We start from the raw sequence: 13790 nt of genomic DNA on the forward strand, positions 1-13790 counted from the left end.
GTTACGCGTTCTCCAAAAGCGCTGTCGCAGTCTCTCTTGCCTCGGAATCGACAAGCAGTACGTCGTCGAGGGTTTCAGGAGCAGCGGCGCTATAGCGGTTTAGTGTGTTCTCCACTACTGCCGTAATGTCCATGAACCCGATCTGACCAGCCAGAAACGCCGCGACCGCCACTTCATTGGCAGCATTAAGCGTAGCGGGAGCCCCGGCACCGGCCTCAATCGCTTCGCGGGCTAGCCTTGTTGCCGGGAAACGCGCCTCGTCTGGTGCGAAGAATGAGAGCTCTCCAATCGCTGCCAAATCAAGCGGCTCCATCGGAGTGTCCATGCGCTTTGGCCAAGCAAGGCACGAAGCAATCGGCACACGCATGTCCGACGGGCCCAACTGCGCCAGCGTGGACCGGTCGCGATATTCGACCATGGAGTGAATCACGCTTTGCGGGTGCACCACGATCTTTAGTCGGTCGAGGCCGACCGGGAACAGGTGGTGTGCCTCAACGTATTCGAGGCCCTTGTTCATCATCGTGGCGCTATCAACGCTGATCTTCGCGCCCATGTCCCAGTTGGGATGCGCAATGGCTTGGGCAGGCGTTGCCGCCTTGAGTTCATCCATCGACCAAGTCCGCAGCGGGCCTCCGCTGGCGGTCAGTGTGATACGGGCGACATCAGCGAGATCATTGCCAGCCAAACATTGGAAGATCGCATTATGCTCGCTGTCCACCGGAAGCAGCGTTGCGCCATGCTTGGCCACCGCCGCTGTCATGACGTCACCAGCCGAAACCAGCGCTTCCTTGTTTGCCAGCGCTACCGTTCCGCCGCGTTCGATCGCTGCCATTACCGGCGCCAGTCCCGCGCAGCCAACGATTGCCGCAACGGTGATATCGACCGGGCGCGCAGCAGCTTCACACAGTGCTTCACGGCCTCCAGCCGCTTCGATGTCGGTTCCGGCGAGTGCCTCGCGTAATTCGGCAAGGCAGCTTTCGTCGCTGACCACCGCGATCTTGGCGTCAAATTCGCGAGCAAACATCGCCAATTGCTGCGCCGAGCAATTCGCGGTCAGTGCGTCAACTTGCCACGCGCTACGATTTCGACGGATCAAGTCGAGCGTTTGCTCGCCCACCGATCCGGTTGCACCCAGGATGGAGATCGAGCGAGTCATGACGGATGAACCGCCCAAAGCGCGATACTTGCGATGGAAACGGGCAGCAGTCCGTCAACACGATCAAACACACCGCCATGGCCCGGGATGAGGTTTGAGGAATCCTTTACGCCCGCACGCCGCTTGAGCCAGCTTTCAAAGAAGTCACCGAATTGCGCAACCACCGCCAGCAATGCGCCGATTGCAAATGCAATGAACATCATCGTACGAAGCGAAACATCACCACTGTTCCAAGCGAAGAACCCGGCTGAAACAAGCCCGGCAGCCAACATGCCGCCGCCTAGACCCGCCCATGTCTTCGAAGGACTGATGCTGGGCGCAATCTTCGGGCCACCGATGCTGCGTCCACTGAAATAGGCGCCGACATCTGTCGCGATAACAACGGAGAGGATGCCCAGCACTACTGCGATTGGCAGGGTCACAAGCGCATAGGCGGCGGTTCCTATGTAAGCACCACCCAAGATCAGCGCGATGAGCCGAGCGCCTCTGCCCTCGAATGCCAGCATTACCAGTCGGCCGAACTCACTGACGCACAACACCGCCACTAAGAGCGCAAACAGATCAAACCAAACCCCGCCCAGCCACAGCGCCGTTCCAGCAACCGCCAGCATCACCACTGCCGAGGCAAAACGCACAGGCAGGTCGGATATCTTCTTGGGTGTTTCAGCGTCCGCCAAAGCGTCGCTCCCTTTGCGCGAAATCATCCAGCGCTTCCTTTAGCATTTCTGGCGTGAAGTCTGGCCAAAGCGTGTCGACGAACAGCATCTCTGCATAGGCCGATTGCCATAACAGGAAATTAGAAAGCCGGATCTCGCCACTAGTGCGGATCAGTAGGTCGAGCGGTGGCAAGTCTGCTGTGTCGAGATGCGCAGCAATGGTTCGCTCGTTCACTTCACCAATCGCCGCCGCCTTCGCCGCAGCACGCGCAATCTCTTGTTGCGAGCCGTAATTGAGTGCCACAGCCACGGTGTGCGAGCCGCTGCTGGTCTTCTCCAGCGCATCCTCAAGCATTTCTACAATATCGGGCGCAAGTGATTGCCAATCGCCAATAATCTTCAGCCGAACACCGTTGTCGATGAACTCCTGCAAGTCAGATTTGATGAAATTGCGCATTAGATTCATCAAATCGCCAACTTCGTCTTCGCTGCGCTTCCAGTTCTCTGACGAGAATGCGTAAAGCGTCAGACAATCAAGACCTGAGCCGTCCAGGCTGCGCACGATATTGCGCAGTGCCTCAACCCCGCGTTTATGCCCAAAGCTGCGCGGCATCGCGCGCTTCTTTGCCCAACGGCCATTGCCATCCATGATGATGGCGACATGCCGCGCGCGGCCGGTGTCCTTTGAGGGCGTTTCGCCCATCTATCCCCTCCAGCAATCCCAACTCTATTGAGTCAGGATCTCCTGAACCTTCTTTTCGACTGCGGCATCGATATCGGCGATGTGGCTGTCCGTCATCTTCTGGACTTCGTCTTCCAGCCGCTTGCGCTCGTCCTCAGAGATTTCTTTCTTCTTCTCGTCAGCCTTCAATGATTCCATGCCGTCACGGCGCACATTGCGCACGGCGATTTTGCCTTTCTCGCCATATTCACCGGCAAGCTTCGCCAAATCCTTGCGACGCTCTTCAGTCAGGTCCGGCATGGGCAAGCGGATCGTCTGGCCATCCGTCATTGGGTTGAGGCCGAGGTTTGCCTTTGCAATGCCTTTCTCGACCGCACTGACATTGGACTTGTCCCACACCTGAACGCTCAACATACGTGGCTCTGGTGCTGACACAGTCGCTACTTGCGACAATGGCATCATCGCACCGTACACTTCAGCCACAACGGGATCGAGCAGGCTGGTGTTCGCGCGGCCGGTGCGCAATCCGCTCAGGTCTCCCTTTAGTGATTCCACTGCGCCTTTCATACGGCGCTCGATATCGGCCTTGTCATATTGTGGCATGGCTTAGGCTTCCTCTTGTACGATTGTCTGTACGCCATTTCCTTCGAGTACACGGGCGACATTGCCTTTTTCGCGGATCGAGAAGACGACGATGGGAATTGAGTTTTCGCGGCAAAGTGCGACCGCGGTTGCGTCCATAACCTTGAGATTGTCAGACAAAACCCGGTCATAGCTGATGCTGTCGAAACGGGTCGCCTCGGGATTGTGCTTGGGATCGCTGTCATAGACGCCGTCAACACTGGTGCCTTTGAGCAGCGCGTCACAGTTCATTTCAGCCGCGCGCAGGGCTGCACCGGTATCAGTGGTGAAGAAGGGATTGCCTGTGCCTGCGGCGAAAATCACGATCCGGCCTTTCTCCAGATGACGTTCTGCGCGCCGGCGAATGTAAGGCTCGCAAACACTGGACATAGGGATCGCTGATTGCACACGGGTCTGCACACCGGCCTGCTCAAGCGCATTCTGCATGGCCAGCGCGTTCATCACGGTTGCCAGCATACCCATGTAATCGCCGGTCGTGCGATCGAGGCCCTTGGCTGCGCCAGCGACACCGCGGAAGATATTTCCCCCGCCTATAACCAGACAGATCTCCAGCCCGGTATCCTTCGCGGCTTTTACTTCTTCCGCCAGACGCGCAACATAGGCAGGATCAATCCCGTATTCCTGTTCGCCCATCAGCACTTCGCCCGAGAGTTTCAGGAGAATGCGTTTGACAGGTGGTAGGCTCATGGTCGGTCCCGCTCCCAAGAATTCGTGAAATCTCGAAGCGCCTTAGCCGCCCTTCCCGCATCGCGCAAAGGGTAAAGCGAAGACCTGACATCACACATGCAAAACGGCCGCCGAACATGACGTTCAGCGGCCGCTCTAAATTGGTGCTTGGAAAGATCAGCCGCCAACAGCAGCGGCAACTTCTGCAGCGAAGTCGCTTTCTTCCTTTTCAATGCCTTCGCCCAGCTGGAAGCGGACATAATCGACCAGCTTGATCGAGCCACCGTTTTCCTTCGCAGTGCGTGCAACAACATCTTCAACCGAAGACTTGTTGTCCATCACGAACATCTGGCTGAGCAGTGCGTTTTCCTTCGCGAACTTCTTGATCGCGCCTTCAACCATCTTTTCCTGCACGTTCTCAGGCTTGCCGCTTTCAGCAGCCTTTTCCTGAGCGATCGCACGCTCACGTTCGATCACAGCCGGGTCCAGGCTATCCGCGTCAAGAGCCTGCGGGAACATAGAAGCGATGTGCATGGCAAGCTGCTTGCCAAAAGGTGTCAGCACGTCGCCGCCAAGGTCGCTTTCCAAAGCGACCAGAACGCCGATCTTACCAAGGCCTTCAGCTGCAGCATTGTGCATGTAAGAAACCACTGCGCCCTGAGACACAGAAACCGTCTGCATGCGGCGTACCTGCTGGTTCTCGCCGATGGTCGCGATGTTGTCTGTCAGCTTGTCGGCAACTGTACCACCATCGGGATAAGCGGCTGCTTTCAGAGCTTCGACATCGTCTCCGTCAACGCTCAGAGCAACCTGAGTGGTCTTGCGCACGAAATCCTGAAACTTGTCGTTCTTGGCAACGAAGTCGGTTTCCGAGTTAACTTCAACAGCAACACCCTTCGTGCCTTCGACCGCCACACCAACAAGGCCTTCAGCCGCAGTACGGCTCGACTTCTTCTGGGCTGTCGCGAGACCCTTGGCGCGCAGCGCGTCGACTGCGGCTTCGATATCGCCGTTTGCTTCTTCCAATGCCTTCTTGGCATCCATCATGCCCGCGCCGGTCTTTTCGCGCAGAGCCTTCACATCAGCGGCAGAGAATGCAGCCATGGTGATTTCCTTTTCAAATAGTCTGTGCACCAGAGCCCGCAGGAAAGCGGGCAATCAGCGCGCTAGGAGATTTGGATGGCACGTATGTTAAGCGCCATCCGAAAGAAAGATTAAGCAGTTGCTTCTGCTGGCGGCTGCTCCATCGCGCCGACGTCTTCGCCGCTGTCTGCAACTGCGCCGCCACGACCAGCAACCGCTGCACCAGCGATTGCATCACAGTAAAGGCGGACCGCACGGCTCGCATCGTCATTGCCCGGTACCGGGAAAGCGATGCCTGTCGGATCGACATTGGTGTCGAGCACAGCGATTACCGGAATGCCAAGAACGGCTGCTTCCTTAATGGCCAGATCTTCCTTATTGGCATCGATCACAAACATAACGTCCGGAACGCCGCCCATATCGCGGATGCCGCCCAGCGAAAGCTCAAGCTTGTCACGCTCACGCGTCAGCTGAAGAACTTCCTTCTTGGTGAAGCCCGAAGTGTCGCCTGAAAGCTGCTCTTCAAGCGTCTTGAGGCGCTTGATCGACTGGCTGATGGTTTTCCAGTTGGTAAGCATGCCGCCCAGCCAACGGTGGTTCACAAAGTGCTGGCCTGACTGGCGAGCTGCCTGAGCGATCGGCTCTTGCGCCTGACGCTTGGTGCCTACGAACAGAACCTTGCCGCCGGCACGGACAGTCTGCTCAACAAAATCAAGCGCTCGCGCAAAAAGTGGAACTGTCTGTGAGAGATCAATGATGTGAACACCGTTACGGTTGCCGAAAATGTACGGCTTCATCCGCGGGTTCCAGCGATGGGTCTGGTGGCCGAAGTGTGCGCCGGCCTCAATCAATTGCTGCATTGTGACGGTAGGAGCCGCCATAATAGAATTCCTTTCCGGTTATGCCTCTGGAGAGCTGGAACCTTGGTGCGGTATGTCCCGCGTTAGGCACCGGTATGTGTGCTCACCATGTGGATTTGAACGTTTGGACAATAGCGAGAATCGCCTACGCCCTTCCGAACGCCGCGCGCTCTAAACTTGGATCAGGCAAAAATCCAGCCCGAAATGGAAAAATCGAACCTGCATTGACATTCCGCTTGACACGTTGGAACAAATGGGGAACTTATGCTGAGGAACAAACGTAGTACACTGTGACTGCCCTCTGCGACCAAACGGCCGAGGATATAGCGAAACAGGAGATGAAATCATGCTGACGATTGCCCTAGCTACCCTTTTTACATTCGTCGCACTCGCAAGCCTGACTTCGCTGGCAGATAGCGTGATAAAATGGCGTAGTGCTTATCGGTTGATAAAGGATGCAAGAGCCCATGAATGCTCTGTTCGCGAGTTGCGCAATGATGCCGCGGTTGTTGTTTTACATCCGGCTCTCGCCAAGCAAGGCAGTTTCAGCCCGCGCTCGACGCCTGCTCCTCTCGTTGCAGCTGCTTGATCTTGCCATAACGATAGAGCGCCAGCGGCATCAGCGCGACATAGATCGCGCATATCCCAGCTAAGGTCCACCACGGCTCTTGCAACAAAGCGCCGAAGGCCAGAGCCAGTATCGCGATCACTTCAAGACGGATGCTGCGCCTTGGCTTGACGGACCGCCAGCTAAAGGTCGCAATATTTGAAATCATCAGGACACCGACCGCGGCAAGCCAAATCGAAACGAACACCGGATTTCGGAATTCCGCAATATCGGTAGCCATCCATAGATAAAACGGCAGGAACGCCAGCCCTGCTCCGACGGGTGCAGGTACCCCGGTCAGGAATCCGGCCAGCTTGTGCGGCTGGTCATCTGTATCAATCTGTGCGTTGAACCGCGCCAACCTGAGCGCTGCGCAGATTGCGAAGGCCAATGATGCGAACCAACCGATCCTTGGCAAGTCTTGAATGGACCACAGAAACAGGATGATGGCTGGAGCAACGCCAAAGGAAATCGAGTCGGCAAGGCTGTCCAGCTCAGCCCCAAAGCGGGATTGTGCATTCAGCAGTCGTGCAATTCTTCCGTCGATCCCATCCAGTAGACCAGCCAGAACTATGGCATAAATCGCCATGTCCCAATCACCTGAAATCGCGAATCTGATACCGGTCAATCCCGCAGCCAAAGCAGCTGCGGTGATCGCATTGGGCAGCAGCGCTCTCAGCGAAAGACCACGCGAAGCCTTAGCAGGGGGCGAGAAATCCTCCCCCTCTTCCGATTTTGGCCCTACGCGCGGCTTGTCCGTCACTGAGCGACGCCCTCGAGGAGCTTTTGGGTGCCCAGCTCTGCCAGAATGGTCTCACCGGCGATAATCTTCTGCCCCAGCAATACCTTGGGGTCGGTACCGGCTGGTAAATAGACATCCACGCGACTGCCAAATCGAATCAGGCCAACTCGTTGACCAACGGCAACAATGTCACCGGGCTTCACGAAAGGTACAATGCGCCGCGCGACCAGCCCCGCGATTTGCGTAAAACCGATTTTCAGGCCGTCAGAGCGTTGAACCAAAAAATGCTGCCGTTCGTTCTCTTCACTAGCCTTATCCAGGTCAGCGTTCATGAACTTGCCGGGGATATAGACCACACGCTCAATCGAGCCCGCGATGGGCGAACGGTTGATGTGGACGTCGAAAACGCTCATGAATATCGAGATGCGCGTGACGGGGCCATCCGGCAATGCAGCGGCCCCGGAACCATCGTCCAGCCGCAATTCGGCTGGCGGTTCGCATTCCGTAATCAACGAAACCAATCCGTCCGCTGGTGCGACGATTACATTCTCATCCTGAGGTACCACGCGCTCAGGGTCGCGAAAGAAAGCAAACACGCCAGCTGATAGGAGCAACATCGGCCAGCCGATAATTTCCCAATCAAGCAACAGAAGTGGAATCAGGCTAAGCCCGATCGCAATAACGCCAAACTTGCGTCCTTCGGGGTGAATGGGCGGCCAGCTCCAGCTGACTTCGCCGCGCCCTTTATTATCTAGAATTTCTCCGGCCATGGCTGAGCGTTTAGGCGGTGGTTTGGTGCGCTGCAAGCAAAGCCTGTCTGCTTTCGTCAGCTGGCCTTACGCACAAACACCGTGCCTGCCGAATAGCCCGCGCCAAAACTACAGATCAGACCGGTGTCACCAGCAGACAGATCCTCGCTGTGCTTGTGGAAGGCAATGATCGACCCCGCGCTTGACGTATTGGCGTAAGTATCAAGAACCGTAGGGCTCTCGTCGTCATTGGCCTCATGCCCCAAAACCTTGTGCGAAATCAGGCGATTCATGCCCGCGTTGGCTTGATGCAGCCAAAGGCGTCGTAACGCTTTCGGATCAAGATCAAGTCGGTCCGCTTCATCAATGATCATCTGTGCAACCATTGGGACCACTTCCTTGAATACCTTCCGTCCTTCCTGAACAAACAGTTTGTCGGGCTTCCCATCGCCCTCTGGATGCGCACGATTGAGAAAGCCGAAATTGTTTCGAATATTGTTCGAGAAAACCGTCTTCAGCTTGGTGCCGAGGATGTCCCAGTGCTCAGTTGGCGCTATCGCCGCATCTTCGACCAGAACCGCGGTTGCAACGTCTCCGAAAATAAAATGGCTGTCCCGATCGCGCCAATTGAGGTGACCTGACGTAATTTCGGGACTTACCACCAACACGCTTTTGGCATTCCCGGCCCGAACGTAGTCAGCTGCCGTTTGAATCCCGAAGGTTGCGGACGAACATGCGACGTTCATGTCGAAGCCGAAGCCGTCGATACCCAGTTCCTGTTGAATCTCGATCGCCATTGCCGGATACGCCCGTTGCATGTTGGAAGCAGCGCAAAGCACTGCGTCAACATCCTTTGGATCACGCCCTGCCCCTTCCAGAGCCTGCCGAGCTGCCTTCACGCCAATCTCGGCCATGATCGATAGCTCATCATTGCTACGCTCTTCCCAGCGGGGCGACATGATGTCCGGATCGAGAACCGGTTCCTTCGCCATCACATGGCGCGCCTTGATGCCGCTCGCCTTCTCAATGAATTCAACTGAACTGGGTTGAAGGGCTTCTACTTCGCCGGCCGCAATTGCATTCGCATTGCTGGCATTGAAGCGCTCGACATATTCGTTGAAGCTGGCAACCAGCTCTTCATTGGTAATGACTTCTTCGGGCGTGAAGAGTCCGGTCGATGAGATAACGGGACGACCCGTCAATTCCTGCGCTGAGCTTTCCATAGGGCGGGTGGTTAATCGTGATTATCTCAGTCGGCAAGCTTCTCTTGAACGATAAACACGCCCGATTGATGTGGCTCTTTGACTATGATCAATGCGAAGCGCTTTTGATCTTTCCGTATAGGGTGATATGGCCAATGTGCGGAGGAGATGATGACAGCTGACAAACCAGATCGCCCGATCAATGCAGCAAGTGCGCTGATCAAGCAAAGTCTCAATGATCCTGTGGCGCGACCCCAAGTGACAGCGTTTTTCGACGAGGCGACCTTCACTGTCAGCTACGTTGTTACCGACCCTTCTACTGCCAAGGCTGCAATCATTGACTCAGTGCTCGACTATGATGCCGCTTCCGGCCGCACCTCGCATACATCGGCAGATCAGATAGTCGCCCATGTTAATGAGAAAAGTCTGGAAGTTGTCTGGCACATTGAAACCCACGTGCATGCGGATCATCTGTCAGCAGCCCCATATTTGCAGGACAAATTAGGTGGCGTGATCGTGATCGGGAGCAACATCGCGACGGTTCAGCATACCTTTGGCAATCTTTTCAATGCAGGTGACGGCTTCGCCAAAGATGGCTCTCAATTTGGCCGCCTTTTTAATGACGGGGAAGAATTCGCCGTCGGCAAATTGCAGGGCATTGCGCTCCATGTCCCGGGTCATACCCCGGCGGACATGGCATTCGTCATCGGCAATGCCGTATTCTTGGGCGATACTATGTTCATGCCGGACTACGGTACCGCACGTGCGGACTTCCCTGGCGGAGATGCACGACAGCTCTATCGTTCAATCCACCGCCTGTTGTCGCTGCCCGACGAAACACGCCTTTTCATGTGCCATGATTACAAGGCTCCCGGCCGCGACGAATTTGCTTGGGAAAGTTCCGTTGCAGAGCAGCGCGCGGGCAATATCCACGTTCATGACGGTGTCAGTGAGGACGAGTTTGTAGCCATGCGGACTTCGCGCGATGCCACCTTGAATATGCCGCAATTGATCCTCCCCAGCGTGCAGGTGAACATGCGTGCAGGTCACTTTCCAGAAGCAGAGGAGAACGGCGTGCGTTATCTGAAAATCCCGGTGGACTCGCTGTGACTCTTCCAGGTTTTCCCGACGCGCAACCTCTTGAAGGTTTGCTTGGCGGCGTGATGATTGGTGTTGCGGCTGCCATCATGCTGCTTGGCCTGGGACGGATTGCTGGAGTAAGCGGGCTTGCCGCGCGCAGCCTGAATTTGACTAAGGCAGGTCCAAACTGGAACGTGGCGGCGATTTTTGTCCTAGGCCTGATGCTAGGTGCCGCAGCCATATCGCAGATGATCGGTCCCATCGACGCCGACTTTCCGCCCGCCACAGGTTGGCTGGTTGCAGGAGGGCTCATCACGGGTTTTGGAACGCGGTTGGGAAGCGGCTGCACAAGTGGCCATGGGGTTTGCGGCATGTCACGACTGAGCCCGCGCTCATTGATCGCGACTGCAACCTTTATTGTCAGCGGCATGGTGACCGTCTTCTTCGTCAATCTTTTGGGCGGAGGCTGGTGATGCGGCAGCTAGCTCTTTCCCTGCTCTCAGGCAGCCTGTTTGGTGCAGGCCTCGCCATTTCCGGGATGATGGATCCTTCACGCGTGAGGGGATTCCTTGATATCACCGGATCTTGGGACCCGACCCTTGCATTCGTTATGGGCGGTGCAACGGTGGTAATGGCAATCGCCTGGCTCGTTCAAAGGCGCATGCAGCGCCCGTTAACTGAAACGGAATTTGCATTGCCAGGAACACAGCTGATCGACAGGCGCCTCATCAGCGGAGCCGTTTTGTTCGGCGTCGGCTGGGCCTTGGCCGGCCTTTGTCCGGGTCCAGCAATCGCATCGCTTGCAGTAAATCCACTGCCTGCCGCCGTCTTTGTTGGCGCCATGATCGGTGGGATGTCACTCTTCAAACTAGTCGACAGACCAGCGGTCTGATCGACCGATGACCGCTGACGTCACATACCTGGTCTTGGGTGCACTGTCAGGCGGTCTGGTTGGGTTTTCGCTTGGCCTGGTAGGCGGCGGTGGTTCAATCTTGGCTGTTCCATTGATGGTCTATCTTGTTGGTGTCGGAAACCCACATGTTGCCATTGGAACCAGCGCACTTGCAGTCGCGGTCAATGCGTTAAGCGGACTTTTTCAGCATGCCCGGCGCGGAACCATCAAATGGCCATGCGGCACTACCTATGCGGCAGCGGGTATTATTGGTGCCCTTGCAGGTTCCACCCTTGGCAAGAATTTTGATGGCGAGCGTCTGTTGTTTCTGTTTGCAATCGTCATGATCGTAGTCGGCTGGCTCATGCTGCGGGGGCGGGAGCATATTGGTGATCCCACGGTCCGACTGAATCGCGGAAATGCTCCGGCCATCGTCGCTTTCGGTGCGGGTAGTGGAGCGTTCTCCGGCTTCTTCGGAATCGGCGGGGGCTTCCTGATTGTCCCCGGAATCATGGCAGCAAGTGGGATGCCGATCCTAAACGCTGTCGGTACCAGCTTAATTGCTGTCGCGGCCTTTGGATTCACTACAGCAATAAATTACGCTTGGTCAGGTCTGATCGATTGGCCGCTTGCCCTTCTCTTTATAGGCGGCGGACTTGTCGGTAGTTTTGCAGGAACCGCGTTGGCCAGCAAGTTGTCTGGCACCGGGAAGCTTGGAACGGTGTTTGCGATTATCATCTTCGTGGTCGCAGGATACATGCTTTGGCAAAGCGCCGACGCCATGCTGTCCTTGATAGCCTGATGTTTTTTGCAAATTGGAAAGTGGTGGACAGGGCTGGATTCGAACCAGCGTACGCTTGCGCGGGCAGATTTACAGTCTGCTGCCTTTAACCACTCGGCCACCTGTCCACACGTTCCTGCGGTAAAAACACGTCGCCGCACAAGGCAGCTCCGATTGCCGAGACGGGCCCCTTTGGCGAAGCGGCGCTTGCCTGTCAATGGTGTGGCTGGCAGGGGAACGACAAGAACTTACTTTCTGGAGAACTTCAATGGCAAAGGGCGAGCGCAAACGCGCGCTCAGAGGACGGGCAGGTCGGATGAAAGGGGGGCGCGGCTCAGGTCGTGCCACTACCGGACATGCCCGGTTATGGGGCAGGCACGCGGTTGAGGCCGCGCTGAAGAATCCTGCGCGCAGTCACCGCAAACTGTGGGCAACGCGCGAAGGCATCGAATCGCTTGATGGCGAACTTCCACCTGACTTTCCTGTGGAGTATGCCGACGTTCTCGATCTGGCACGGCTGGTTGCAAAGGATGCTCCTCATCAAGGGCTCGTGCTAGAATGCGAAGAACTTCCCAATCGCTTCCTTGACGAATTCGCAGATGCGGACCCTGCTCGCCCTCTAGTTGTTCTCGATCAGGTGACTGATCCGCATAATGTCGGCGCTATTCTGCGTTCTGCCGCCGCATTCGGTGCTGCTGCAATTGTCACGCAAGACAGGCATTCACCGCCAGAATCTGGCGTGGTCGCGAAATCGGCGTCAGGAGCGCTTGAGGTTGTACCGTGGGTCCGAGTCGTCAATCTGGCGCGAGCGCTGGATGAAATCGCGGATGCGGGTTATTGGCGAATCGGGCTGACCGGTCATGCGGAAGCGACTTTGCAGGAAGCTCTGCCGGTTGGGCCAGTCGCGCTCGTACTCGGCGCAGAGGGCGCTGGTATGCGGCACAATATCGAGGCGCATTGCGACGCTCTCGCCAAGCTGCCGATCATGCGAACCGTCGAAAGCCTGAATGTTAGTAATGCGGCAGCGATTGGACTTTATGCTACTGCTACCCGGTCAAGCTGAACCGGCTTCCATCCGATAGAGGAAACCAAAATGAACGCTTCAACCCGTATGCGCACTACTGCCACTGCAATGCTTTCAGCTTTTGCGTTGTTGCTGACCGGGTGCTTTGTCGCGCCGGGCAAGTTTACGTCCGAATTGCTGCTTGATGAAAATGGCTCGTTCACATTCACCTATGACGGAGAAATCTTCTTCCTGGGCTTGAGCGACCTGGCCAAAATGGAAGCTGCCACGGAGGAGTTCGAGGCTGGCGAATGTTATACGGACGAATATGAAGTGCGTGATTGCACCGAAGCGGAACTGGCAGAGCAGCGCGCTGAGTGGGATGCAGGCGCGGAAGAACGCGCGGCCAAGGCAGCAAAAGACGCGCAAGAAATGGCGAAGATGATGGGCGGCGTCGACCCGACCGATCCTGAGGCAGCAGAAGAGCTCCGGAGTTTGCTGCTACGCCACAAGGGATGGGAAAGGGTCGAGATAAAGGGAAATGGCGTGTACGACGTCAGCTACGCTGCAAGCGGCAATCTGACCCATGATTTCAGGTTTCCCGTGATCGAGGGCTTCCCCGCGGGAACAACTTTCGTCGAAGTGATCTTGCGCGATGATGGAGTGGTTCGTGTGAACGCTCCGGGATTCTCCGCGCAGGATGAAGCAAACCCGATGGGTTCGATGATGGGAGGAATGATGGGAATGGCTGCACTCAGCCAGCTTGGTGAAGGCAGCGATTCGATGCCCGAATTGCCGAGCATGGAAGGCACATTCACCATTGTTACAAATGGCACCATCCGTGCAAACAACACCGACGAAGGTTCCACATCGTCAGCGCGCGGTGAGGTTCTGACTTGGAAAGTAGATAGCACTTCGCAAGACGCGCCAACGGCTTTGATCAAGCTGGGCGACTGACGCATCTGTCAGATCGCAAAGAAAAACCCCGT

Annotated in this window: 16 protein-coding genes and 1 tRNA gene; 6 read left to right on the top strand and 11 right to left on the bottom strand. The window is 56.4% G+C overall.

Annotated features, from left to right (window positions below; translation table 11 throughout):
• Position 1: 1 nt before the first annotated feature.
• From dxr to A6F69_RS09775, 10 genes are all read right to left on the bottom strand, one after another.
• Entirely contained in the window at positions 2 to 1156 is a 1155-nt protein-coding gene (dxr, locus tag A6F69_RS09730; protein ID WP_067600553.1) for a 1-deoxy-D-xylulose-5-phosphate reductoisomerase, read from the bottom strand.
• Positions 1153 to 1860 (bottom strand): phosphatidate cytidylyltransferase, encoded by a 708-nt coding sequence (locus tag A6F69_RS09735; protein WP_245638229.1) that lies wholly within the window; start codon positions 1858 to 1860, stop codon positions 1153 to 1155. Before A6F69_RS09735 ends, dxr begins: the two co-directional genes overlap by 4 nt.
• A complete protein-coding gene (gene uppS / locus A6F69_RS09740) occupies positions 1820 to 2515 on the bottom strand; it encodes a polyprenyl diphosphate synthase (protein WP_067600560.1) in 696 nt (231 codons plus the stop codon). Before uppS ends, A6F69_RS09735 begins: the two co-directional genes overlap by 41 nt.
• Before the next feature lie 24 nt (positions 2516 to 2539).
• A complete protein-coding gene (gene frr, locus A6F69_RS09745; RefSeq protein ID WP_067600563.1) occupies positions 2540 to 3097 on the bottom strand; it encodes a ribosome recycling factor in 558 nt (185 codons plus the stop codon).
• A gap of 3 nt (positions 3098 to 3100) precedes the next feature.
• Positions 3101 to 3823, bottom strand: coding sequence for a UMP kinase (gene pyrH / locus A6F69_RS09750; RefSeq protein ID WP_067600566.1), 723 nt, complete (start codon positions 3821 to 3823; stop codon positions 3101 to 3103).
• 156 nt (positions 3824 to 3979) lie between these two features.
• A complete protein-coding gene (gene tsf, locus A6F69_RS09755) occupies positions 3980 to 4906 on the bottom strand; it encodes a translation elongation factor Ts (RefSeq protein WP_067600570.1) in 927 nt (308 codons plus the stop codon).
• Positions 4907 to 5016: 110 nt separating this feature from the next.
• Positions 5017 to 5766 carry a 30S ribosomal protein S2 gene (rpsB, locus tag A6F69_RS09760; RefSeq protein WP_067600574.1) on the bottom strand — a complete coding sequence of 250 codons (750 nt, stop codon included), beginning with the start codon at positions 5764 to 5766 and terminating at the stop codon, positions 5017 to 5019.
• A 524-nt stretch (positions 5767 to 6290) separates the two neighbouring features.
• Positions 6291 to 7115, bottom strand: coding sequence for a CDP-diacylglycerol--serine O-phosphatidyltransferase (gene pssA / locus A6F69_RS09765; RefSeq protein ID WP_067600576.1), 825 nt, complete (start codon positions 7113 to 7115; stop codon positions 6291 to 6293).
• Positions 7112 to 7864, bottom strand: a complete 753-nt coding sequence (locus A6F69_RS09770; RefSeq protein ID WP_067600579.1) for a phosphatidylserine decarboxylase — start codon at positions 7862 to 7864, stop codon at positions 7112 to 7114. Before A6F69_RS09770 ends, pssA begins: the two co-directional genes overlap by 4 nt.
• A gap of 56 nt (positions 7865 to 7920) precedes the next feature.
• Positions 7921 to 9066 (bottom strand): beta-ketoacyl-ACP synthase III, encoded by a 1146-nt coding sequence (locus A6F69_RS09775; protein WP_067600584.1) that lies wholly within the window; start codon positions 9064 to 9066, stop codon positions 7921 to 7923.
• 147 nt (positions 9067 to 9213) lie between these two features.
• Here A6F69_RS09775 and A6F69_RS09780 point away from each other — a divergent pair, with 147 nt between their 5' ends.
• Genes A6F69_RS09780 through A6F69_RS09795 form a run of 4 tightly spaced genes read left to right on the top strand, consistent with a single transcriptional unit; the run spans position 9214 to position 11819 of the window.
• On the top strand, positions 9214 to 10155 hold the full coding sequence (locus A6F69_RS09780; RefSeq protein WP_067600587.1) for an MBL fold metallo-hydrolase: 942 nt from the start codon (positions 9214 to 9216) through the stop codon (positions 10153 to 10155).
• A complete protein-coding gene (locus A6F69_RS09785) occupies positions 10152 to 10598 on the top strand; it encodes a YeeE/YedE family protein (protein ID WP_083984757.1) in 447 nt (148 codons plus the stop codon). The genes A6F69_RS09780 and A6F69_RS09785 overlap by 4 nt, the downstream gene beginning before the upstream one ends.
• Positions 10598 to 11017 carry a DUF6691 family protein gene (locus tag A6F69_RS09790; RefSeq protein WP_067600590.1) on the top strand — a complete coding sequence of 140 codons (420 nt, stop codon included), beginning with the start codon at positions 10598 to 10600 and terminating at the stop codon, positions 11015 to 11017. Before A6F69_RS09785 ends, A6F69_RS09790 begins: the two co-directional genes overlap by 1 nt.
• Positions 11018 to 11024: 7 nt before the next feature.
• Complete coding sequence (locus A6F69_RS09795; protein WP_067600593.1) at positions 11025 to 11819, top strand: sulfite exporter TauE/SafE family protein; 795 nt, start codon at positions 11025 to 11027, stop codon at positions 11817 to 11819.
• Positions 11820 to 11840: 21 nt separating this feature from the next.
• Here A6F69_RS09795 and A6F69_RS09800 read toward each other — a convergent pair.
• Positions 11841 to 11926 (bottom strand) — tRNA-Tyr (locus tag A6F69_RS09800).
• 140 nt (positions 11927 to 12066) lie between these two features.
• Here A6F69_RS09800 and rlmB point away from each other — a divergent pair.
• Entirely contained in the window at positions 12067 to 12861 is a 795-nt protein-coding gene (rlmB, locus tag A6F69_RS09805) for a 23S rRNA (guanosine(2251)-2'-O)-methyltransferase RlmB (protein WP_067600596.1), read from the top strand.
• A gap of 30 nt (positions 12862 to 12891) precedes the next feature.
• Complete coding sequence (locus A6F69_RS09810; protein WP_067600597.1) at positions 12892 to 13758, top strand: hypothetical protein; 867 nt, start codon at positions 12892 to 12894, stop codon at positions 13756 to 13758.
• Positions 13759 to 13790 lie beyond the last annotated feature (32 nt).

Origin of the sequence: Altererythrobacter ishigakiensis (assembly GCF_001663155.1) — a bacterium.
GTDB classification, from domain to species: Bacteria; Pseudomonadota; Alphaproteobacteria; order Sphingomonadales; family Sphingomonadaceae; genus Erythrobacter; species Erythrobacter ishigakiensis.

Bases quoted from the DNA above. Each gene is read 5' to 3' on its own strand.
- rpsB (WP_067600574.1), bottom strand. From the start codon at position 5,766: ATGGCGGCTCCTACCGTCACAATGCAGCAATTGATTGAGGCCGGCGCA.
- A6F69_RS09735 (WP_245638229.1), bottom strand. From the start codon at position 1,860: ATGATTTCGCGCAAAGGGAGCGACGCTTTGGCGGACGCTGAAACACCC.
- A6F69_RS09810 (WP_067600597.1), top strand. From the start codon at position 12,892: ATGAACGCTTCAACCCGTATGCGCACTACTGCCACTGCAATGCTTTCA.
- pyrH (WP_067600566.1), bottom strand. From the start codon at position 3,823: ATGAGCCTACCACCTGTCAAACGCATTCTCCTGAAACTCTCGGGCGAA.
- A6F69_RS09770 (WP_067600579.1), bottom strand. From the start codon at position 7,864: ATGGCCGGAGAAATTCTAGATAATAAAGGGCGCGGCGAAGTCAGCTGG.
- dxr (WP_067600553.1), bottom strand. From the start codon at position 1,156: ATGACTCGCTCGATCTCCATCCTGGGTGCAACCGGATCGGTGGGCGAG.
- A6F69_RS09795 (WP_067600593.1), top strand. From the start codon at position 11,025: ATGACCGCTGACGTCACATACCTGGTCTTGGGTGCACTGTCAGGCGGT.
- A6F69_RS09790 (WP_067600590.1), top strand. From the start codon at position 10,598: ATGCGGCAGCTAGCTCTTTCCCTGCTCTCAGGCAGCCTGTTTGGTGCA.
- frr (WP_067600563.1), bottom strand. From the start codon at position 3,097: ATGCCACAATATGACAAGGCCGATATCGAGCGCCGTATGAAAGGCGCA.
- A6F69_RS09775 (WP_067600584.1), bottom strand. From the start codon at position 9,066: ATGGAAAGCTCAGCGCAGGAATTGACGGGTCGTCCCGTTATCTCATCG.
- rlmB (WP_067600596.1), top strand. From the start codon at position 12,067: ATGGCAAAGGGCGAGCGCAAACGCGCGCTCAGAGGACGGGCAGGTCGG.
- A6F69_RS09780 (WP_067600587.1), top strand. From the start codon at position 9,214: ATGATGACAGCTGACAAACCAGATCGCCCGATCAATGCAGCAAGTGCG.
- uppS (WP_067600560.1), bottom strand. From the start codon at position 2,515: ATGGGCGAAACGCCCTCAAAGGACACCGGCCGCGCGCGGCATGTCGCC.
- tsf (WP_067600570.1), bottom strand. From the start codon at position 4,906: ATGGCTGCATTCTCTGCCGCTGATGTGAAGGCTCTGCGCGAAAAGACC.